Source organism: Bacillus sp. K7 (assembly GCF_053903245.1).
This window is the reverse complement of the sequence record NZ_CP096406.1, coordinates 3,108,220-3,131,073: the sequence shown is the minus strand read 5'-3', so window position 1 is coordinate 3,131,073 and position 22,854 is coordinate 3,108,220. Positions and strand designations below refer to the sequence as shown.

The window sequence follows — 22,854 nt, the reverse complement described above, 5'->3', positions numbered from 1 at the left end:
TGTTTTTCATTGACACTTTTTTGGGAAACATCATATAATAGATACAACTAATATATGAGCATATGAGCATATATGATCGGTAAAAGCACTCATTGATACGCTTTGGAGAGGGAACCCTAATTCGGAAGGTAAGGTGAGACTAGTGAAACAGGAATACGTTCTGGACGGTTTAGATTGCAGCAATTGTGCCCAAAAAATCGAAAACGGAATTAAAGGCATAAAGGGCATAGACGGATGCGCGGTAAATTTTGCGGCTAGCACCTTGACTGTCTCAGCCGGTGGGAAAGAAGAGCAATGGGTCACCCATAAGGTGGAGAAAAAAGTAAAATCAATCGATCCGCATGTAACGGTTCGCCAAAAGCATAAAAAGAAATCGGCTGAAGACGGCTTTCGCAATCGCATGAACAATATGCTGATTAGAATGGCGGCGGCTGTCATGTTAGGAGCAGCGGCCTATGCCGTTCAATCCGGAACCAACGAATTTTTCCTTTTCCTTGCTGCCTATTTGATTATCGGCGGTGATATCGTCATCCGGGCAATGAAAAACATCAGCCGCGGCCAGGTGTTTGATGAGCATTTTTTAATGGTCCTTGCCACAATCGGCGCTTTTCTGATCCAGCAATATCCTGAGGGTGTTGCCGTTATGCTGTTTTACCAAATCGGTGAGCTTTTTCAAGGAGCCGCGGTCAGCAGGTCCAGAAAATCAATCAGCGCGTTAATGGATATACGGCCTGATTACGCCAATGTCAAAACAGAGAACGGCATCGAACTGGTTTCTCCGGAAGACGTGAAGATAGGAGACATCATTGTGGTCAACCCGGGCGAAAGCATACCCCTTGACGGTAAAGTTGTGCAAGGATCAGCGATGGTTGATACGTCTGCATTGACAGGTGAGTCCGTTCCGAGAAAAGCTGCGGAAGGACAAGATGTGATGTCAGGCTTTATCAATCAAAACGGCGTTCTGCATATTGAAGTCACAAAGGGCTATCAGGAGTCTGCGGTATCAAAAATATTAGATTTGGTTCAGAATGCGAGCAGCCATAAAGCCCGGACAGAAAACTTTATTACGAAGTTTGCCAAGTATTACACACCCGCTGTCGTGATCATCGCGGCATTGCTGGCCTTTGTCCCGCCGCTGGTGATTCCCGGCGCCCTACTTTCCGATTGGGTGTACCGCGCGCTGATTTTCTTAGTGATTTCTTGTCCATGCGCGCTTGTTGTCTCCATACCGCTCGGGTTCTTCGGCGGAGTCGGCGCAGCCTCAAAGGCCGGAGTGCTAGTGAAGGGAAGCAATTACTTAGAAGCCTTGAATCAAGTCAAATACGCGGTGTTTGATAAAACGGGAACATTAACAAAAGGCAGCTTTGAAGTGACAGAAATCAAACCTGCTGAAGGATTCACAAAGGACAAATTACTTGAAACGGCGGCATATGCTGAGCTTCATTCCCAGCATCCGATCGCTGAATCTGTGCGTAAAGCTTACGGAAAGACGCTTTCCTTTGACGCAATAGAGTCATACGAGGAAATATCCGGCCATGGCATTTTTGCAAAAGTAAATGGAACAGAAATCCTTGCCGGGAACCAGAAGCTCATGGAAAGAGAACAGGTGAAAGGCGTCCCGGATGAACATGCGGGAACAATCGTACACGTAGCTGTCGACCAACACTATGCCGGAGCAATCATCATAGCGGATGAAGCAAAAGAAGACGCAGCACAGGCGATTGCTGATTTGAAGTCGCTTGGAATCAAACAGACGGTGATGCTAACAGGTGATTCAAAACAAACGGGAGAAATAGTCGGAAAACAGCTTGGCATCGACGAGGTATATGCGGAGCTCTTGCCGCAGGATAAAGTCGCGCGGGTCGAAGCATTAGAAGCCAAGCTATCGCCAAATGAAAAACTCATTTTTGTCGGTGACGGCATCAATGATACGCCGGTGCTTGCGCGCGCGGATATTGGAGCGGCCATGGGCGGCCTTGGCTCAGACGCCGCGGTAGAAGCAGCAGACGTCGTGCTCATGACAGATCAGCCTTCAAAAATAGCCGAAGCGATTCGGATTGCCAAACGGACAAGGCGGATCGTATGGCAAAACATCAGCTTTGCTTTAGGCGTGAAAGCGATCTTTCTCATTCTCGGAGCATTCGGAATTGCAACCATGTGGGAAGCGGTTTTCTCAGATGTCGGCGTTACGCTGCTCGCTGTGGCAAACGCCATGCGCGTCATGCATCTCAAAAACAGTTAAATTGTCGGAGAGAATTCATTTTTTCGGGGTTTTCTTATCAGCGCTTGTCTTGTTAAAATAAAGAAGTGGGTCAATTGCGATCCGCTTCTTTTTTATAATTTTAAAACGATGAGGTGTCGGAGTGAAAAAGAAACAGCAGTCTTCTGCGAAATTCGCGGTCATCCTTACGGTTGTGGTTGTTGTCTTGCTAGCAGCCATTGTCATGATTAATAACAAAACGGAACAAGGCAATGAAGCGGTTTCCGGACAGCCGTCTATCAAAGGCCAGCCTGTGCTCGGCAAGGATGATGCACCGGTAACTGTAGTTGAATTCGGAGATTACAAATGTCCGTCTTGTAAAATGTTTAACAGTGACATCTTCCCAAAAATACAAAAAGACTTTATTGATAAGGGCGATGTGAAATTTTCATTCGTGAACGTCATGTTTCATGGAAAAGGTTCAAGATTAGCGGCTCTCGCATCAGAAGAAGTATGGAAAGAAGATCCTGACTCTTTCTGGGCATTCCATGAAAAGCTATTCGACAAACAGCCGGATACAGAACAGGAGTGGGTGACCCCGGGCGTTCTCGGTGATCTTGCCAAAAGCACCACAAAGATCAATCCTGAGACGCTCAAGGATAATCTTGATAAGGAAACATTCGCTTCTCAGGTGGAAAGAGATTCCGAACTTAATCAAAAAATGAACATAAAAGCAACCCCGACGATTTACGTTAATGATAAAGTGATTAGCGATTTCTCAGATTATGATGAAATCAAAGAGACAATAGAAAAAGAGCTAAAAGGGAAGTAATCATATGAAAAATAGAATCGTATGTTTATATGCTTCCTGGGTTGTCGCTCTTACCGCCATGCTCGGCAGCCTGTATTTCAGTGAAATCAAAAAGTTCATTCCATGTGAACTGTGCTGGTACCAGCGTATCCTGATGTATCCGCTCGTCCTGATTTTAGGCATCGCCACCTTTCAAGGGGACACACGTGTAAAAAAATATGTGCTTCCGATGGCGATTATCGGGGCGTTTATTTCCATCATGCATTACTTAGAGCAGAAAGTGCCGGGCTTTTCCGGCATTAAGCCGTGTGTAAGCGGTGTGCCGTGCTCAGGCCAATACATTAACTGGTTTGGTTTTATGACCATTCCGTTTCTGGCCCTGATTGCTTTTATTCTGATTATTGTTTTTATGTGTCTGCTGAAAGGCGAAAAATCTGAATAACCAATAAAGCGTCCGCGTATGCCGGGCGCTTTTTCTCTGTAAATGGCAGCTCTACAGCGTTTGGCGAATTCTCTCTATATTTATCTTTTTTTATTGTGAAAATGTTATTGATTTTACGCTTGAGCGATTATAAAATCTAGAGGTCGTCAGAAAATTTAACAAACATAAAGGGAGTCATCAGAATGGCTTGGGAGCTGCTCAGTGTGATTGGCATCATTGCGTTTGCAGTCAGCGGCGCAATTGTTGCGATGGAAGAAGAATATGATATTTTAGGAGTTTATATATTAGGAATTGTCACAGCCTTTGGAGGAGGAGCGATCCGTAATTTGCTAATCGGTGTTCCGGTGTCGGCATTATGGGAGCAGGGCGCATACTTTCAAATCGCCCTCCTGTCCATTACGATTGTGTTTCTGTTTCCGAAGCTGCTGCTGAGGCATTGGAACAAGTGGGGCAATTTATCAGATGCAATCGGTCTCGCGGCTTTCGCCATCCAAGGCGCGCTGTATGCCGTCAAAATGGGCCACCCGCTTAGTGCCGTCATCGTGGCTGCGGTCCTGACGGGAAGCGGCGGCGGAATCATCCGCGATCTTCTTGCCGGACGCAAACCGCTTGTGCTGAAAGCAGAAATTTATGCGGTCTGGGCGGCTCTCGGCGGTTTAATCGTCGGCTTGGGCTGGCTTGGAAACTCGTTTGGCTTGTACGTTCTGTTTTTCGTGCTCGTCGTTTGCCGTGTTTGTTCCTACATGTTTAAGTGGAAGCTGCCAAACCGTTCTTTTCGTTTAGATAACTAACAGGAAAAACCGATTTCAATTGAAATCGGTTTTTTTGCATATAAATAACCCAAACCTTGATTGAGATTGGGTACATGTGCTAAGATAAATTGCATTTGTTTGTTTTTGTCATAAATATAATTTATATCCGATTTTATTTTACAGTATTTCATCTGTGTTTGTCAACTATTTTCTGGAGGTGCCGTCCATGAATCAGCAGGATAAAGAATGGAAGGAAGAGCAGTCAAGAATAGATGAGGTACTGCAGGAACTCGGCAAAAAAGAGCGGTTTCTCGAAACATCAGCAGGCGGGTTGAAGCATGATATTATCGGATTAAGAAAAAGCTTTTGGGAGGATGTTACGGTCAATTTTGATGATACCCATGAAGCCGTTGAAACGATGGCTAGCATGAAGCAGCAGGCGGAGCTGCTGTCTGATCGGGAACGGAATCACCGGCGCATGGATCAGCAGCTCAAACGAATTCATCAATTAAAAGCATCACCTTATTTCGGGCGGATTGATTTTATTGAAACCGGCGAAGAACAGGCGGAGCCAATTTATATCGGCTTAGCTTCTTGTATGGATGAGAAGGAAGAACACTTTTTGATATATGACTGGAGGGCGCCGATATCCAGTATGTACTACAATTATTCCCCAGGAAAAGCGGAGTATGAAGTGCCCGGTGAAACGATAGAAGGCGAAATGGTGCTGAAACGACAATTTATCATTAAAAACGGCGCTCTCAAGGCGATGTTTAATACTGATATGACGATTGGTGATGAAATGCTGCAAGAGGTCTTAAGCCATCAATCTGATACCCAAATGAAAAACATCGTGTCTACGATTCAGAAAGAACAAAATCAGATTATCCGTAATGAAAAAAGCAAATTCCTGATCGTGCAGGGAGCGGCCGGTAGCGGGAAAACCTCGGCAGCGCTTCAGCGTGTCGCTTATTTGTTATACAGGCACCGCGGTGTCATTGATGCCGGACAAATCGTTTTATTTTCGCCCAACTTTTTATTTAACAGCTACGTCTCTTCTGTTTTGCCCGAGTTAGGGGAAGAGAATATGGAGCAGGCGACGTTTCAGGAATATATCGAGCGCCGGCTTGGCCGCACGTTCCGATGTGAAAGCCCCTTTGATCAGCTCGAATATTGCCTGGCCGAATCAAAGGAAGGCGGTTTTCTATCAAGGCTTTCGGGAATCACATGGAAGGCGGGCTTATCTTTTCAGCAATTCATTGATGAATATGTCAGCTGGTTGTCCACCGAAGGGATGATCTTTAAAAATATCGTCTTCCGCGGACAAAAACTGATCACTAAGGAACACATTCAGTCCTATTTTTACTCACTGGATCAACGACAATCCATTCCGAACCGGATAGAGCAAACGGCAAAGTGGCTGCTGAGTGAGCTTCATACATTTGAGAAAGAGGAACGGCGCAAAGATTGGGTCATTCAGGAAGCTGAGCTGCTCGACAAAGAGGATTATCTGGACGTGTACAAAAAACTGCAGGAAAGGAAACGGTTCAGTGAGAGCACGTTTAACGATTATCAAAGAGAGCAGCAGCTGCTTGCCGCCATCATTGTGAAAAAGGCGTTTAACCCGCTCAAACAGGCAATCAGGCTCCTCGCATTTCTTGATGTGAAACAGCTGTATCTGCAATTGTTTTCCGGCTGGGGAGGGACATCTCAGCATGAGAAGACGGCGCCAATAGGGGAGCAGACCCGAGCGGCATTTGCGGAAAATCAATTGCTCTATGAGGACGCGGCGCCGTTTCTTTATTTGCAGGATTTGATCGAAGGTAGAAAGAAAAATATGAAAATCAAACACCTTTTTATCGACGAAGCCCAGGACTATTCACCGTTTCAGATGGCGTATATGAGAAGCATTTTTCCGGCCGCCAGCATGACAGTGCTCGGCGATATCAATCAGTCCATCTACGCCCATACTATACATGGCCCAAAGCGTATGGATGCGAGCTTTGAAGATGAGCCGGCTGAATATGTTCGTTTAAAGAGAACGTACAGATCGACAAGGCAGATTGTCGAGTTAACAAAAGCGATTCTTGAGGATGGAGAGGACATTGAGCCTTTTAACAGAAACGGGGAAATGCCTCTCATTTTCAAAAGCGAAGGGCGTGAAGACCTTTGTCAAAAGCTTACGAAAGAAATGGAGAGGCTTAAGAAGCAAGGGCACGAAACAATAGCCATTATTTGCAAGACTGCGCGGCAATGTATACAGGCGCACGCAAATATAAGCGAATATATAGATGCCAGGCTGATTCATAAAGAAAATCAAACATTTCAAAAGGGAGTTTGTGTTATTCCAGTGTATTTAGCGAAGGGTATTGAGTTTGACGCAGTCCTTGTCTATGATGCTTCAGAAGAACATTATCATACCGAGCACGACCGCAGGCTCTTATACACTGCCTGCACACGGGCGATGCATTCGCTGACGGTGTTTCATACAGGTAAGGCAAGTCCGTTTGTAACGGCTATGCCGCCTCATTTATACCAGGATGCTGAATGAAGAGAAGGGGAGCCTTCTCTTTTTTAGCATGCCGACAACCCCTCGCATTGGTGCTCACGTGAAAAAACTCTTCGGGTAAAACCAGAGCATCCGGCCGAATGCCGCTCTCATCCATCGCCTGCCCCGTTGCTCGTCCTTCCTAAAACTATGTTTAGGGTTTTCTCTGCAATTTGAATGAAACAAAGCGGTTTTATCATTAGGAATCTTAATCGTTATCATCATGTAAATATATTTTACTTAAGCATAGTATTCCGGTAAAGTTCAATTAGATGCAATTTTCGATCAGTTTATAACTTTGTGAGGTGGATACGTTGCAACTTCAGGTAATGAACAGTCCGTTTAATCAGGAGCAGGCAGAGCTCCTTAACCGCCTTCTGCCAACTTTGACCGAATCTCAGAAAATCTGGCTGAGCGGATATTTATCCGCACAATCTGTTTCCGCACAAGAAACCGCGGGGGCGCCTGCGGCTGCGGTGTCTGCAGAAGCGGCGGCACCGGCCGTTTCAAAAGAAGTGACCGTTCTTTACGGTTCACAGACGGGAAACGCACAGGGACTTGCAGAACATGCCGGCAAGCAGCTTGAGGAGCGCGGATTTCAAGTGACCGTCTCATCTATGAGCGATTTTAAGCCGAATCAGCTGAAGAAAATAAACAATCTTTTGATCGTTGTCAGCACGCACGGTGAAGGCGAGCCGCCTGATAACGCGCTGTCGTTTCATGAATTTCTGCATGGAAGACGGGCGCCTAAGCTTGAAGACCTTCGTTTTTCTGTTTTGGCGCTTGGTGACAGCTCGTACGAATTCTTCTGCCAGACAGGGAAGGAATTTGATCAGCGCTTAGAAGAACTCGGGGGAAAACGTATTTCTCCGCGCGTTGATTGCGATCTTGACTATGATGAGCCGGCAGCTGAATGGCTTGGGAGTGTATGTGAGGGCTTAAGTGAAGCCGGTGGCGGAAGCGCCGCGCCTGCGCCAGGAGCAGCTTCGCCTCAAAGCGGTGAGTCTTCTTACTCCAGAACAAACCCGTTTCGGGCTGAAGTGTTAGAAAACATAAATTTGAACGGCCGAGGATCAAATAAAGAAACACGCCATATCGAGCTATCTCTTGAAGGATCTGGCCTGACATACGAGCCTGGTGACAGCCTCGGCGTCTATCCGGAAAACGATCCGGAGCTTGTTGAGCTGCTGCTGAAGGAAATGAATTGGGACCCCGAAGAAATTGTGACGCTGAATAAGCAAGGTGATGTGCGCCCACTCAAAGAAGCGCTCATTTCTCACTATGAGATTACCGTTCTCACAAAACCACTTCTTGAACAGGCTGCCCAGCTGTCGGGGAACGATGAGCTTAGAGAGCTATTAGCCCCGGGAAATGAGGGTAACGTAAAAGCGTATCTTGAAGGACGCGATTTGCTTGATCTCGTTCGTGATTACGGACCGTTCAGCGTATCGGCGCAGGAGTTTGTTTCGATTCTGCGAAAAATGCCGGCCCGCCTCTATTCAATCGCGAGCAGTTTATCAGCAAATCCGGATGAAGTACATGTAACGATCGGCGCAGTCCGCTACGATGCGCACGGCCGTGAACGAAAAGGCGTCTGCTCGATTTTATGCGCGGAGCGTCTGCAGCCGGGAGACACGCTGCCTGTTTATGTCCAGCATAATCAAAACTTTAAGCTTCCGAATGATCCTGAAACACCAATTATCATGGTTGGCCCTGGGACAGGCGTCGCTCCGTTCCGTTCCTTTATGCAGGAGCGTGAGGAGACGGGAGCGGAAGGCAAAGCGTGGATGTTCTTTGGCGATCAGCACTTTGTCACGGATTTCCTTTATCAGACAGAGTGGCAGAATTGGATCAAAGACGGCGTTTTGACAAAAATGGATGTGGCGTTCTCACGTGATACGGAAGAAAAAGTATATGTTCAGCACCGCATGCTTGAACAGAGCGCGGAATTGTTCGAATGGATTCAAGCTGGCGCGGCTGTCTACATTTGCGGTGATGAAAAGCACATGGCGCATGACGTCCATCACACATTACTTGATATTATCGAGAAAGAAGGCAATATGAGCCGCGAAGAAGCAGAAGCTTACCTTGCCGACATGCAGCAGCAAAAACGCTATCAGCGTGATGTATACTGATTTGACTTGAAAGGGGTTTTTTCAACATGGTGACCAAAATCTTAAAAGCACCGGACGGCTCTCCAAGTGATGTTGAACGCATAAAACAAGAAAGTGACTATTTGCGCGGCACACTGAAAGAAGTGATGCTGGACCGGATCAGTGCCGGAATTCCGGATGATGACAACCGCCTGATGAAACACCACGGCAGTTATTTGCAGGATGACCGTGACCTTCGCAATGAACGCCAAAAGCAAAAGCTTGAACCGGCATATCAGTTCATGCTGCGCGTGCGTATGCCAGGAGGCGTTTCAACACCGGAACAATGGCTTGTCATGGATGATCTTTCCCAGAAATACGGGAACGGCACATTAAAGCTGACGACCCGTGAAACATTCCAAATGCATGGAATTCTGAAATGGAACATGAAGAAAACCATTCAGACGATCCACTCCGCTCTGTTGGATACAATCGCGGCTTGCGGAGACGTAAACCGCAATGTGATGTGCGCATCGAATCCTTATCAGTCTGACATCCATTCAGAGGTATATGAGTGGTCTAAAAAATTAAGTGACGATCTGCTGCCGCGGACGAGAGCCTATCATGAAATTTGGCTGGACGAGGAGAGAGTGGCCGGCACGCCTGAGGAAGAAGTCGAGCCAATGTACGGCCCGCTCTATCTGCCGCGGAAATTTAAAATCGGTATTGCCGTTCCGCCGTCCAATGATATTGACGTCTTTTCACAAGATCTCGGATTCATTGCGATTGTCGAAGATGGCGAACTGATCGGTTTTAACGTGGCAATCGGCGGCGGTATGGGAATGACGCATGGCGACACAGCAACATATCCGCAATTAGCCAAGGTGATCGGCTTCTGCCGCCCTGAGCAAATGTATGATGTTGCTGAAAAAACGATTACGATTCAGCGTGATTACGGAAACCGTTCTGTCCGCAAAAATGCGCGGTTCAAGTACACCGTTGACCGCCTCGGTTTAGAAACGGTAAAAGAAGAATTGGAAAACCGTCTTGGCTGGAGTCTGGAAGAAGCAAAGCCTTATCATTTCGATCATAACGGCGACCGCTACGGCTGGGTGGAAGGCATTGAGGATAAATGGCATTTTACGCTGTTTGTCGAAGGCGGCCGTATAACGGATTACGATGATTATAAGCTGATGACAGGCTTGCGGGAAATCGCCAAAGTTCATACAGGCGAGTTTCGTCTGACATCTAATCAGAACTTGATTATCGCGAACGTTTCAAGCGATCAAAAAGATGAAATCAGTGCATTAATTGCGCAATACGGACTCACTGACGGCAAGCATCATTCAGCGCTCCGCCGCGGCTCTATGGCATGCGTGGCGCTTCCGACCTGCGGATTGGCAATGGCTGAAGCAGAACGTTATTTGCCGACCCTTTTAGATAAGGTTGAAGAGATCATTGACGAAAACGGCCTTCGTGATCAGGAAATCACCATTCGCATGACAGGGTGCCCGAACGGGTGTGCACGCCATGCACTCGGAGAGATCGGATTTATCGGAAAGGCGCCGGGCAAATACAATATGTATCTTGGCGCCGCATTTGACGGAAGCCGTTTAAGCAAAATGTACCGTGAAAACATCGGTGAAGCAGACATTTTAAGCGAGCTGCGCGTCCTTCTTTCCCGTTATGCGAAAGAACGCGAGGAAGGCGAGCACTTCGGTGACTTTGTCATTCGCGCCGGCATTATTAAAGCGACAACGGACGGCACGAATTTTCATCATTGATAAAGAAAGACGAGAGACAGGGACGGCCCCCTGTCTCTTTTTGGTTGTGTTTTGCCCTGTTGCAAAAAAGTTCACTATGAGCATATCGCGAGAAATTATATCCTGAAAAGGGTACTATAAAAGAAGAGAAGTGGAGAGAACTCCTGCGGTATCACCTCTCGGATGTAAGGTCGTCCGAGATTCAGCCTCTTTTAGACAAGCATTTACCGACGATCTATGGAACACAGCAGACGAAGGAGGTCATGTCTTTGGACATATTTTTAGTTGTTCTCGTTTTATTAACGATTATTGCGATATCCAATATCGTGAATCGGTTTATTCCGTTTATTCCCATACCTCTGATTCAAGTGGCGCTTGGGATTCTTGCGGCCTCATTTCAACAGGGGCTTCATTTTGAGTTAAACACCGAATTGTTTTTTGTTCTGTTTATCGCGCCTCTCCTATTTAATGATGGAAAGAGAACGCCGCGGGCGGAGCTTTGGAATTTACGCGCACCGATTTTATTGCTTGCACTCGGCCTTGTATTTGCGACTGTGATTGTAGGCGGATACACGATTCACTGGATGATTCCTGCTATTCCGCTGGCAGCGGCTTTTGGGCTTGCGGCCATTCTTTCTCCGACTGATGTCGTCGCTGTCAGCGCATTATCAGGAAGAGTGAAAATGCCAAAAGGGATTCTTCGCCTACTTGAAGGGGAGGGGCTGATGAATGATGCATCAGGTCTGGTGGCCTTTAAGTTTGCGATTGCGGCAGCAGTGACCGGTACATTTTCATTAGCGCAAGCGGCAGTCAGCTTTGTCTTTATTTCTCTTGGGGGCTTGCTGTGCGGAGTTGTCATTTCATTCTTGATTATCCGCTTTCGCCTCTTTTTGCGCCGTCTCGGCATGCAGGATGTCACGATGCATATGCTGATTCAAATTCTGACGCCGTTTGTGATTTATTTGGCAGCGGAAGAAATCGGAGTTTCCGGTATTTTAGCTGTTGTGGCGGGTGGAATCATCCATGCGGTTGAACAGGATCGTCTGGAATCATCAGCGATGGCCAAACTGCAAATCGTCTCCTCGAGTACATGGAACATTATTTTATTTATTTTGAATGGCCTGGTCTTCGTTATCCTCGGGGCACAGATTCCGGACGTCATTTCTGTCATCTTTAATGACACCGCAGTGAGCAACATGCAGGTGATTAGCTATATCCTGGTGATCACATTTACGCTAATGCTGCTAAGATTTCTGTGGGTGCTGTTCTTCTGGAACGGGAAGTGGTTCTTTAATAAGGATCAAAACATTTATAAACCGGGTCTTCGTTCGACACTGTTGCTTTCGATTTCAGGGGTGCGCGGAGCTGTAACGCTTGCGGGTTCTTTCTCTATTCCCTATTTTCTGGAGGATGGCACACCGTTTCCGGAAAGAAATCTGATTCTCTTTTTAGCGGCCGGCGTCATCTTATGCACTTTAGCCATTGCCGCCGTTGTCCTGCCTCTTCTGGCGGAAAAAGAAGAAGAGGATGAGAAACGAAATGAAAAATGGCTGACGGCGAGACGCAAATTAATTAAAATAGCTCTCCAAACGATAAAAGAGGACATGAATGATACAAACAAAACAGCCTCTCTGGCGGTGATAGGGGAATACAATGAAAAGATGAAAAATCTTCGTTTTCAGCAGTATACATCATCCAATCGTATTAAAAAGCTAGAGCGAAAACTCAGGGCGCAAGCCATTATCGCTGAGCAAGAGGCGTTGATGGAAATGCGAGAGCGGGGAGACATTCCGGAAGAAACGGCAAACGTGCTGCAAGAACGGTTTAATGAATTAGAAATTTTGTATGGCAACCCATTCAAAGTCGGGTTATCAAAAACAAGGCTCAAGCGGCTGATGTATTGGATTTTCTTTGGTGAACATAAAAAGCCGGAGATGTCGATTTTAAATGAAGCGGGACTGATACAGGCAACGAGAGTGAAAACGGCGAAGGCAGCAATTGCATATCTTGAAAAACATAAGACGGAAGAACATAAAGAAGTGCTTTTATCTGTCATTGCGTTTTATAAACAGTTAATTTTCAGGCTGGAACACAGCCATCACGACCTGAAATCTAGTGCCCAATTTGAAGCTCAAAAACTGGAAGTGAAGTTGAAGGCTGTGCAGGCGATCAGAAATGAAATTCAAACACTCTTCGAGAAGCGGGAAATTTCCCGGGACATCTCCCACGAGCTTCGCCAATACATTAATGATGTGGAAGCCGCCATGCTTGAAGGCGGCGAATAGATGAAGCAAAAAAGCTGGCGCTAGAGCGTCAGCTTTTTTCTATATTAAGGACGATGGAATTCGACAGTGCTGCCATCCCGATCAAACCAGCCTCTAAAGGCCCAGTTGATCCAGCCGCCATCACCTTTGTTTGTAAAGGTTCCATCTTCAAATACCCAAATGCCGTACGTCATGCCGTCGTAAACGGCTGAACCGTAAAATTGCACACCGTTTAAGTGATCTTCATATTCCTGGCTCAAATTAAATACCATAACGTTGTATTTCTGGCCGGAAGCGTAGAAGGAAGACTCCATAAGGTTTTTCACAAATCCATCCCGGTTCTGTGCGGATTTAATAGCGTCAGCAATCTGATTGGCAATGCCAAGCACATCAAGGTTTACATGTAAACCGACCTCAGCGGCAGATATTCCGGCCGTCGTGGTCTGAGAGCTCTTGGGAGCGGGGGTTTCTTCAGCTGAAGCAAAGGACAAAGGGGCAATTGTCAAAGCGGCACCGAGCGCGAGTGTCATTGGGATACGAATACGTTTCAAGTTGTTTCCTTTGTTTTTTATATGTGTTTACAATAATGGATTCCCACCTCATTCAAATAGGAAAAAATAGTGTGCGGCTGCCCTTGATGTGAGAAAAGAAACAGAAAGAGGATTTTAAGCGTATTATTGGTATCGGCTCGGAGGAGTGTGAGATAATATAGAGGCTTATATTTCAATGAAAGGGTGGATGTTCAAGTGGCAACAAGTTTAAATGATACTGTAAAGTTACATAACGGAGTTGAAATGCCTTGGTTCGGTCTAGGTGTTTTTAAAGTAGAAAATGGAAGTGAAGCGACTGAATCTGTGAAAGCGGCGATTAAAAACGGTTACCGCAGCATTGATACAGCAGCTGTCTACAAAAATGAAGAAGGCGTTGGCATTGGAATTAAAGAATCCGGTGTGGCAAGAGAAGAGCTCTTCATTACATCAAAAGTATGGAATGAAGACCAAGGCTACGAAACAACGCTTGCTGCCTTTGAAAAAAGCCTGGAAAGACTTCAGCTAGATTACTTAGATCTATATTTAATCCACTGGCCTGGCAAGGATAAATATAAAGATACGTGGCGCGCGCTTGAAAAGCTGTACAAAGACGGCAAAATCCGCGCGATCGGCGTCAGCAATTTCCAAGTTCATCATTTAGAAGAATTGCTGAAAGACGCTGAAATCAAACCGATGGTAAACCAAGTGGAATTTCACCCGCGTTTGACGCAAAAAGAATTAAGAGACTATTGTAAACATCAAGGCATCCAGCTGGAAGCATGGTCTCCGCTCATGCAGGGACAGCTTTTGGATAACGAAGTGCTTGCAGAGATTGCTGAAAAACACAATAAATCTGTGGCTCAAGTGATTTTGCGCTGGGATCTGCAGCACGAGGTTGTCACGATTCCGAAATCTATCAAAGAACACCGCATTATCGAAAATGCTGATATCTTTGATTTTGAATTGTCCCAGGAAGACATGGATAAAATCGACGCGTTAAACAAAGATGAGCGTGTCGGCCCAAATCCCGATGAGCTTCTGTTTTAATAAAAAACTCCCCAAGATGGGGAGTTTTTTATTGTGTTTTTTTCTGCTGAATAAAAAACAGCATCAAAAAGGAAATGACGACAATACAGACGACCCACGCCCAAGCAAGGGTATTGTTGCCGGAATCCAATGCGACATAAATAGCTGTCGGCAATGTTTGCGTAACACCGGGGATGTTTCCTGCAAACATGAGTGTTGCGCCAAACTCTCCGAGCGCCCGTGCAAGGCTGAGGATGCTTCCGGTCAGCAATGAGGGATAGGCGAGCGGGATGGAAATATGGATAAATACCTTCCATCTGCCGGCGCCGTCTACCATTGCAGCACCTTGTATATCGCGATCAATGTCAGCAAATCCAGTTTTGGCGGATTGATACATTAGCGGAAAGGCCACGACAGCCGAGGCGATTACAGCGGCCCACCAGGTGAAGATGACAGGCTGGTGAAAGACCCACTCAATGGCCTGTCCGATAAAGCTGTGCTTTCCGAAAATAACGATCAAGATAAAACCGACAACAGTAGGCGGAAGAACGAGCGGAAGCATAAACAATGTTTCGAGCGCCGTTTTTCCGAAAAATGTTGCCCGCGACATCCATGCCCCCGCCAGTGTTCCGAGAATAATGACAGCAATTCCGGCAACTGCCGCCACCTGAAAGGAAAGCACAATAGGTGTGAAAAACGCTGAAGCGCTTATGTTACTTAGCAGTAAAACCATATTTCTCAAATACTTTCATTGCTTCATCGGATTGCAGGTAATCGTAAAATTCCTTCGCTTCCTTACGGTGTTTTGTAGCTTTTACGATTCCTAGCGGATAGACAATCGGGCTGTGGGTATCTGCTTTTGCCTCGTCAATGATGTTGACTTTTTTTGAGATCAGGGCATCTGTTTTATAAACAATGCCTGCGTCCACATTGCCGGTTTCAACATAAGAAAGAACTTGGCGGACGTCTTTTCCGTAAACGATCTTATCCTTTACTTTGTCCCATAGAGACAGCTTTGTCAGTGATTCTTTCCCGTAAGCTCCTGCCGGCACGGATTCCGGCGTCCCGAGGGCGATTTTTTCTGAATCAGCCAGATTGCTGAAACTTGTCACAGGCGAATCTCCGTTTTTCGGCACGACCAGCACGATTTCATTGCCAACTAAATCAGTGCTGTCTTTTTTGGCGATATCGCCGTCATCCACCAGCTTTTGAAATTTATCCTCAGCAGCTGAGAAGAACAGATCTGCCCCTGCTCCTTGAGAAATCTGTTTTTGCAAGGCGCCTGATGAGCCATAGTTATTTTGGATTGTGATGTGGTGATGTTCTTTTTCATAGTTCTGTTGGATTTCCTCAAGCGCATCCTGTGCACTGGCAGCAGCTGAAATGGTTAACGTTACGTTTTTCTCGCTATCCGTTGAAGACTGGTTTGCGGTGCAGCCTGCTGAAAGCAGAATAGCCGTTAAGGCTGCTGTTAACATGAAATATTTTTTAAACATGATTGCACCCCTTATAATTAGTTATATCTAATTATAACTGATTATGTTTGGTTTATGTGGGTTTTTATACATTCGTTGAAAAGGTATAATAAAATAGGGAGGTGATGATAATGAATGAAACCTCTTCCTATACAATAGAAGAAGTTGCAGGTCTGCTGAAGGTATCAAAGCTGACCGTTTATGATTTGATTAAAAAAGGCGTGCTTCCTGCTTACCGTGTCGGAAGGCAGATGCGTGTTGACGAAGAAGATTTAAAGCAATACAAAACGAATATGAGAATGTCTCAGCCCATTGCCGTTGCCGAAGAGCCGAAACAGATGCAGGAGGCGGAACCGGATGGCAGAAAGAATGTCATGATCAGCGGACAGGACATTTCGATGGATCTGCTCAGCAAACATTTGGAGAATGCGATTCAGGAGACGCCGCTTAGGAAATACAAAGGGAGCTTAAACAGCCTGATTGATATGTATCAAGGCAAGTGTGACATTGTCAGCCTGCATTTGTATGATGCGGAAACGGGGCAATATAATGCGCCTTATGCAAAACGGATTTTGTCAGGCGAACCGTTTTGCCTGATCAACGCCGTTCTCCGCAAAGCCGGACTGTATGTGCAAAAAGGGAATCCGAAAAACATTCAAGGCTGGGATGACCTAAGAAGGGCAGATATTCGGATGATCAACAGGGAAAAGGGTTCGGGCGCCAGAGTGCTGCTTGATGAACAGCTTGGCTTACTTGGTGTGAATCCGGCTGATATAAAGGGATACGGCGATATCGTGACCGATCATTACGCAGTCGCTTCACAAGTCTCAAGCGGACAGGCTGACGCGGGAATTGGAGCGCAGCACGCGGCACATATGGGCAGTGTGGATTTTATTCCGCTCATCGACGAACAATATGATATCGTCGTTTTGAAAAAACAGGAGCAGCTGGTGAAAGCTGTGAAGGAGATCTTGAACTCTGAGGAATACAAAGCGAATCTATCTCATTTAAACGGCTATCAAACGAATCTGACTGGAAAAGTGATGTTTGAAACGTGAAAAATCCCTCTGTAAAGAGGGATTTTGTCATTCAGAAAACCTGAGCAGGTCACCGTTTAAAATTTTATCAGAGAGAGACAGCTCTTCAGTTGCTTTCTCTTTATAAGGGAGGCATGCGTCCTGGTCTTCCAGCACTTCCCCTGTTTGTTGGCTGTAGCACGTGTTTTTTGTATAGATATAGTCGTTCGTAATAAAACTGCCGTTTCGCAGCACGGTGAATGGCGTTCGGTCGTTTGACAGCAAATCATTGCCGAATTGGATATCGCCCTTTGTCTCAATGCCGAGAAGATGCATCAGTGTCGGCCTAACGTCGACCTGTCCTCCGGCATCATGAATGGTTTCCGGCTTTTGATCTGTGATTCCCGGGATATGTATGATAAATGGCACCCGCTGGAGCTGAACGTTGTCATACGGCGTAATTTCATCTTTCCCTAAAAACGCTGCCATCGCCTCATTATGGGCTTCAGAAATGCCATAATGATCTCCCATGAATACAATCATCGAATTTTCGTATAAACCTTCATCCTTCAGTTTTTTGATAAAGTGCTTCAACGCCTCATCTTCATAGCGCACCGTGGTTACATAGCGGTTTAACAGGTCACTGCTTGAATCAAATTCATCTATCAGCTGATCTTTTTCATCAATCTCAAACGGAAAATGATTCGTCAGCGTGATGAAATTGCTGTAAAACGGCTGCGGCAGACTTTTGAGCTTGCCGGCTGACTGTTCTAAAAATTCCTTATCCTTCAGGCCCCAGCTTGTCGATGTCCCGGGAGTGACATGGAAATCATCAACATCAAAAAAGCGGTCAATCCCAAATGTCTCGTACATCACATCTCGGTTCCAAAATGTTTTATGGTTGGCGTGAAAAACAGCTGAGTAATAATCATGTTGTTTCAGCGATTTGTACATCGTGTGAAATTGATGGTCGCTTTTTGTGAAAAAGACGGCGCCGCTAAGGGAAGGATACAGCGAATTAGCGACGATGAATTCTGAATCAGATGTTTTGCCTTGTTCTGTTTGCTGATAGAAATGATCAAAGGAATAGCTTTTTTTGATGAAATCATTCATAAACGGGGTGATTTCTTTTCCATTTACCTTTTCATTCAAAACAAAGCTTTGGGTCGATTCAAGCGTTACAAAGATAACGTTGCGCCCCTTCGCCAGCCCGAATTTGCTTTGGTCAGGCTTGCTGTAATCAGCCTCTGTATAGTTTTTAATCGCAGTCATGCTGTCTTCATTGGCAAATGCCTTCGCGCTTACATTTACAGTCTGAGAAACCGTATCGTATATATGGAATTGAAACAGCCCGATGCTTTTGACGAGCATTTCCCGGTCAAAGGAATGTGACAAAAGCTTCGGCTGCTGTACTTCTGCAAGTGCCAGAGTGCAGAGAATCAAGCCGCAGGAAGCGGCATAGTACCGTTTAATCGTGCGGGGGGCTGCTTTTGTCTGCGGTTTCTTCTCTTTTCGGGCAAGCAGCAGCAAACAAACCATATCCGCAAACAGAGCGATAAACAAAGGGTTGAACAGTTCTTTTACACTGCTGCCCATATCGCTCATGTTACTGGCCTGAAACAAAACCGGGATGGTAATAAAATCGATATAAAAGCCGTAAAAAATCGTATTGGAGATCAAGATGGCAGTCAGAACCAAATTGGCAATCAGCAAAAAGACCCGCTGCTTGATATCTTTCAGGAGCAGGCCAATCCCGAATAAAGGAAGGATAAAGCTGAGCGGATTGATCAGCAGGATTAGCTCCTCCAATAGGGAATCAATCTGCAAATGAAAGCCGAGTTTATAAATCGCATACGTTTTCACCCACATGAATACGATTGAAATACATAAAAACCGCTGATTATGAAAAAAGGTTCCTTTCATTAATATGGCTCCTCACGTTTTCTTGGTCATCTGCATGAAATGCTTCTTATGTAAAATCTACTAAAAACAGCCCGTTAGAACAAGCGTCAGCACTCACATTTAAATCATGCGTCCATGAAACAGCATATAAAAGTAGTAACATGAAGCAATTGTCAGGCCGGCTAACACAAGCTGCTCAGAAAAACTGCCTGTCTTCATATATAATGGGAGCCTCACGCGAATCGTTGATGGGAATAGCAGTTTAATTCCGTTCACCGTCCAAGCGTCAAGGATCAAGTGGCTCGCCATTCCGATCATCAGTCCGGTTGATATGTTTTTATCTGGAATATATGTGGCTGTGACAAAAAACATGATGAGCAGAAACAGCAGGCTGTGCGTAAACGTCCGATGGCCGAAAACGGAGCTGACGACTTTCGCAAGGATAGGAAATCTTCTCCCGATTTTGCTTTGCGTGTGGCAGATATCGGGAATCAATGCCCCAACCGCGCCGGACGCTGCCATAAGCGCAGGATCAAATCCATAATAATAAGCCGCTGCCGTACAAGAAGCGATGCCTCCCATGATGTGTGTTTTTCCTGTCATTTTCCGCTTCTCCTTTATCTTTTGCAAAAAATCTCTGAATTACAAATATAGCAAGAGAATGTATGTTTGATCAACAGGACTTTGAACGATAAAACATTTCTCGTATAATTTTTTGAGAAAAAGGCATCTTAATCATGTACCTATTTTCTAAAAGAGGTGATTCGAATGGATTTCTTTAATAAAGATAAAGGAAAACGTTCTGAAAAAGAAAAAAACGTCATTCAGGGAGCTCTTGAAGATGCGGGTTCAGCCTTAAAAGATGATCCGCTTCAAGAAGCAGTGCAAAAAAAGAAAAATAATCGATAATCACATGCGGATAGGGCTAGGGCTCTATCCGTATTTCCATCTGTTCCCTTTGACAGATCATCCTTTCTTTGATAACCTTCTGGGAGTAACTGAATCATTAAATCCTCACTCTTTCTCAGTGAGGTAGAGGTTGCGCGGATGATGAGTAGCACATGCCAGGCTGACAGGAGCTGTTTAACATGTGTAAAAGGCATCAGCGCCGAAGTGTGGAGAAAGCCGATCCTTCTCTATGCTGGGACTGTATCTGAATAAGTGCAGGACTGCCGCGTGCTTTTTCGCGGAGGGCTATCCGGAGATCAAGGGTGTGTGTTTCTTTAAGCATGGACTTTTGTTCAGGCTTTTTTTGCGTTTACATGATCTCGGGGTCTGGTCCGTACAAAGAATCATGGAGGTACTGGAATGGAACAGACGAAAAAATGGGGTTTTTGGTTATTAACGGCGTTTGTCGTTGGAAATATGGTTGGATCGGGAATTTTCTCCTTGCCGAGCTCGCTTGCTTCAATCGCAAGTCCGTTTGGCGCCACGTCCGCTTGGCTTTTGACAGGTGCCGGCGTGCTGATGATTGCACTTGTCTTCGGACACTTGTCCATCCGCAAGCCTGAACTGAAAGCGGGACCGCAAAGTTATGCAAGGGCGCTGTTCTCTGATCCGAAAAAAGGGAACGCGGCCGGTTTCACAATGGTATGGGGCTACTGGGTGGCGAGCTGGATCAGTAACGTGGCGATTATCACAAGTCTCGCAGGTTACTTGACTTCGTTCTTCCCGATCCTGGTTGATAAACGTGAAATGTTTTCGATCGGCGGGCAAGAGGTGACTCTTGGCCAATTGCTGACGTTTGCTGTATGTACGATCTTGTTATGGGGCACGCACACGATTCTCGTTACAAGCATTAACGGTGCAAGTAAATTGAACTTTGTCACGACGCTTTCTAAAGTATTAGGTTTTGTCTTCTTTATCGTTGCCGGATTGTTTGTGTTTCAAACGGCATTATTCGATCAATTTTATTTCCCGGTTCAAGGAGAAAACGGCACAAGCATTGGAATTGGCGGGCAGGTGCATAACGCAGCGATTTCTACACTGTGGGCGTTTGTCGGCATTGAATCAGCGGTTATTCTGTCAGGCCGTGCGCGCTCTCAGCGTGAGGTGAAACGCGCGACAATTACCGGATTATTGATTGCATTGAGCATTTATATTATTGTGACTTTGATTACGATGGGTGTTCTGCCGCATGATAAGCTTGTCGGTTCTGAAAAACCGTTTGTTGATGTGCTGTATGCGATTGTTGGAAACGCGGGAAGCGTGATTATGGCACTTTTGGCCATCCTTTGTTTATTCGGAACGATGCTCGGCTGGATTTTGCTCGGCTCTGAGGTTCCATATCAAGCGGCTAAAGCGGGGGATTTTCCGGCATTCTTTGCGAAAACGAATAAAAAGGGAAGTCCGGTTGTCGCACTTATCATTACAAATGTCATGTCACAAGTCTTCATTTTCTCGGTTATTTCCCGGACAATAAGTGACGCATTTACGTTTTTAACGACAGCGGCAACGCTTGCCTATTTAATTCCGTATTTAGTATCAGCGATTTACAGTTTGAAGCTTGTCATCAAAGGTGAAACGTATGACCAGCTGAGAGGCTCCCGTGTCAAAGACGGATTGATCGCGATATTAGCGTGCGCGTACTCATTGTTTGTCATCATAACAGGCACAGCGGATTTAACGACATTTATTCTCGGCATCGGTTTATTCTTTGTCGGATTGATCGTTTATCCATTTGTTGTTAAAAAGTTTCAGAAAGCATAAACAAAAGACACCTGATTCGCTTTGTCAGGTGTCTTTTGTTATAAAATCATCATTTCTCCCGTTAGTAATCCGATTGTTAAAACTGCTGACAGGAAAGCAGAAATTGAGAGAAAAATGTTGACTGATAATCGAATATGCAAAAATCGTTTTTTTAGCCTTTCCAGCAAATCAAACAGAACGAGCACTAAGATAAATACTAGAAGCACACTAGAAAAGGGTTTTCCGATATAGAGACCGTTAAAAAAACTGATCGCGATGATGATGAGGCTAAATATGAATTGCGAAAAAAAATATCCGATGTGGTTCAAAATGAGCCGCTCCTTATAGATGTGGCAAAAGAGCCGCGGGCAGGCGGCTCTTTTGTTATTTTGTTAAGCTTTCCGTAATAAATGTTAGCTGTCCTTCTAATGAGATCGGGTCAGAGAAGTAGAAGCCTATCGGGTCCATCTTATAGACATGGCCATGTTTAACGGCGTTTAGATTTTTCCAAATGGAGCTTTCAAATACGCCGCCATCGTCGCCGCCTGCTTGCCATGGACCTGCGAAAATATAATCTCCGGCGAAGTCAGGGAGCTTCTCTAATGAAATACTTGTATATCCCGGCCCTTGATCAATGGCTTTTTCCTTTGTCAGCTTTGTGGCTTGCAAACCGAGATCTTTGTAAATGATGCTTCCGCCTCTTCCGAAATCTTTTCCGAATACGTAGATGTCTTTTCCGTTCGATTGCATAATGGAGACTGTTTTGTCACCGACGGCTTTTTTGATTTTTGTTTTAGCCGCAGCAACTTTGTTATCCCACTCAGCCAGCCATTTTTCTGCTTTATCTTCAGTTCCCGTCATTTTTGCGAACTCTTTCAGCTGCTCAATATTGTCGAGCTTGTCGTATGTTACCGCGACGGTCGGCGCGATTTTTTCAAGTTTTTTAATATCAGCGCCTTGCGTTGTCCAAACGATAATCAAGTCAGGATTCAAATCAATGACTTTTTCAACTGAAGTACCGTCTCCGATGCTTGTGACACCGTCGGTTTTTCCTTTATAGTAAGGGTTTTTAAATACGTTCTCAGGCGCACCGACGACGTTGATGCCGAGTGTCTTGAAGTAGCCGTAGTAGCCGTCAGCCATGACAACCACCCGTTTAGGATGCTTAGGAATCTTCACATTGCCGTTTTCAGCCTTATATGTAACGGTTTCTTCGGCGTTTGAATCAGAGGAAGATCCTTTGCTTTCAGAGTGATTTCCGCAGGCTGCCAGTGCAGCAATCAATAGCAGGGCAAAAAACGCGGCTCCGAGTTTCTTGTATATATGGGTCATATCTCATACCTT

Annotated in this window: 19 protein-coding genes and 1 riboswitch; of the genes, 12 read left to right on the top strand and 7 right to left on the bottom strand. The window is 45.5% G+C overall.

Annotated elements, in window-relative coordinates; genetic code table 11:
- Window positions 1–133 precede the first annotated feature (133 nt).
- The 8 genes from M1D98_RS16050 (at window position 134) to M1D98_RS16015 (ending at window position 12,894) form a co-directional block, all read left to right on the top strand.
- Entirely contained in the window at window positions 134–2,242 is a 2,109-nt protein-coding gene (locus tag M1D98_RS16050) for a heavy metal translocating P-type ATPase (protein ID WP_456279727.1), read from the top strand.
- Between the two features lie 121 nt (window positions 2,243–2,363).
- The gene (locus M1D98_RS16045; RefSeq protein WP_456279726.1) at window positions 2,364–3,032 is read left to right on the top strand and encodes a DsbA family protein; all 669 of its coding nucleotides are present in this window, start codon (window positions 2,364–2,366) and stop codon (window positions 3,030–3,032) included.
- 4 nt (window positions 3,033–3,036) lie between these two features.
- The gene (locus M1D98_RS16040) at window positions 3,037–3,453 is read left to right on the top strand and encodes a disulfide oxidoreductase (RefSeq protein WP_268550907.1); all 417 of its coding nucleotides are present in this window, start codon (window positions 3,037–3,039) and stop codon (window positions 3,451–3,453) included.
- 182 nt (window positions 3,454–3,635) lie between these two features.
- Complete coding sequence (locus M1D98_RS16035) at window positions 3,636–4,244, top strand: trimeric intracellular cation channel family protein (RefSeq protein ID WP_010330083.1); 609 nt, start codon at window positions 3,636–3,638, stop codon at window positions 4,242–4,244.
- A gap of 187 nt (window positions 4,245–4,431) precedes the next feature.
- Window positions 4,432–6,756, top strand: a complete 2,325-nt coding sequence (helD, locus tag M1D98_RS16030) for an RNA polymerase recycling motor HelD (protein ID WP_456279725.1) — start codon at window positions 4,432–4,434, stop codon at window positions 6,754–6,756.
- A gap of 311 nt (window positions 6,757–7,067) precedes the next feature.
- Entirely contained in the window at window positions 7,068–8,888 is a 1,821-nt protein-coding gene (locus tag M1D98_RS16025) for an assimilatory sulfite reductase (NADPH) flavoprotein subunit (protein ID WP_456279724.1), read from the top strand.
- Window positions 8,889–8,914: 26 nt separating this feature from the next.
- Entirely contained in the window at window positions 8,915–10,630 is a 1,716-nt protein-coding gene (gene cysI, locus M1D98_RS16020; protein WP_010330080.1) for an assimilatory sulfite reductase (NADPH) hemoprotein subunit, read from the top strand.
- Between the two features lie 248 nt (window positions 10,631–10,878).
- The gene (locus tag M1D98_RS16015) at window positions 10,879–12,894 is read left to right on the top strand and encodes a Na+/H+ antiporter (protein ID WP_268550913.1); all 2,016 of its coding nucleotides are present in this window, start codon (window positions 10,879–10,881) and stop codon (window positions 12,892–12,894) included.
- Window positions 12,895–12,938: 44 nt separating this feature from the next.
- Here the strand turns inward: M1D98_RS16015 and yvgO are convergent, their stop codons facing one another.
- Window positions 12,939–13,424, bottom strand: a complete 486-nt coding sequence (gene yvgO, locus M1D98_RS16010) for a stress response protein YvgO (protein ID WP_456279723.1) — start codon at window positions 13,422–13,424, stop codon at window positions 12,939–12,941.
- A gap of 195 nt (window positions 13,425–13,619) precedes the next feature.
- Between yvgO and pgoN the strand changes: the two genes are divergently transcribed.
- Entirely contained in the window at window positions 13,620–14,450 is an 831-nt protein-coding gene (gene pgoN / locus M1D98_RS16005; protein WP_268534010.1) for a glyoxal/methylglyoxal reductase, read from the top strand.
- Window positions 14,451–14,478: 28 nt separating this feature from the next.
- On the opposite strand, the gene modB is transcribed toward pgoN, so the two are convergent.
- On the bottom strand, window positions 14,479–15,171 hold the full coding sequence (modB, locus tag M1D98_RS16000; protein ID WP_456279722.1) for a molybdate ABC transporter permease subunit: 693 nt from the start codon (window positions 15,169–15,171) through the stop codon (window positions 14,479–14,481).
- Window positions 15,143–15,925 (bottom strand): molybdate ABC transporter substrate-binding protein, encoded by a 783-nt coding sequence (gene modA, locus M1D98_RS15995; RefSeq protein WP_456279721.1) that lies wholly within the window; start codon window positions 15,923–15,925, stop codon window positions 15,143–15,145. Before modA ends, modB begins: the two co-directional genes overlap by 29 nt.
- Before the next feature lie 110 nt (window positions 15,926–16,035).
- On the opposite strand from modA, the gene M1D98_RS15990 reads away from it, so the two are divergent.
- A complete protein-coding gene (locus tag M1D98_RS15990; protein ID WP_121643274.1) occupies window positions 16,036–16,962 on the top strand; it encodes a substrate-binding domain-containing protein in 927 nt (308 codons plus the stop codon).
- Between the two features lie 27 nt (window positions 16,963–16,989).
- On the opposite strand, the gene M1D98_RS15985 is transcribed toward M1D98_RS15990, so the two are convergent.
- On the bottom strand, window positions 16,990–18,843 hold the full coding sequence (locus tag M1D98_RS15985) for an LTA synthase family protein (RefSeq protein ID WP_268543204.1): 1,854 nt from the start codon (window positions 18,841–18,843) through the stop codon (window positions 16,990–16,992).
- A 99-nt stretch (window positions 18,844–18,942) separates the two neighbouring features.
- On the bottom strand, window positions 18,943–19,425 hold the full coding sequence (locus M1D98_RS15980) for a metal-dependent hydrolase (protein WP_268543206.1): 483 nt from the start codon (window positions 19,423–19,425) through the stop codon (window positions 18,943–18,945).
- A gap of 165 nt (window positions 19,426–19,590) precedes the next feature.
- Here M1D98_RS15980 and sspJ point away from each other — a divergent pair, with 165 nt between their 5' ends.
- Window positions 19,591–19,731, top strand: a complete 141-nt coding sequence (gene sspJ, locus M1D98_RS15975; RefSeq protein WP_010330072.1) for a small acid-soluble spore protein SspJ — start codon at window positions 19,591–19,593, stop codon at window positions 19,729–19,731.
- A gap of 116 nt (window positions 19,732–19,847) precedes the next feature.
- Window positions 19,848–20,027: riboswitch (Lysine riboswitch) on the top strand.
- Window positions 20,028–20,130: 103 nt separating this feature from the next.
- On the top strand, window positions 20,131–21,531 hold the full coding sequence (locus M1D98_RS15970) for an amino acid permease (protein ID WP_268550917.1): 1,401 nt from the start codon (window positions 20,131–20,133) through the stop codon (window positions 21,529–21,531).
- 38 nt (window positions 21,532–21,569) lie between these two features.
- Here the strand turns inward: M1D98_RS15970 and M1D98_RS15965 are convergent, their stop codons facing one another.
- Together M1D98_RS15965 and M1D98_RS15960 are read right to left on the bottom strand one after the other, a co-directional pair.
- The gene (locus M1D98_RS15965) at window positions 21,570–21,839 is read right to left on the bottom strand and encodes a hypothetical protein (protein WP_268550918.1); all 270 of its coding nucleotides are present in this window, start codon (window positions 21,837–21,839) and stop codon (window positions 21,570–21,572) included.
- Window positions 21,840–21,894: 55 nt separating this feature from the next.
- Window positions 21,895–22,842, bottom strand: a complete 948-nt coding sequence (locus M1D98_RS15960; RefSeq protein ID WP_456279720.1) for an iron-hydroxamate ABC transporter substrate-binding protein — start codon at window positions 22,840–22,842, stop codon at window positions 21,895–21,897.
- Between the last annotated feature and the right edge of the window lie 12 nt (window positions 22,843–22,854).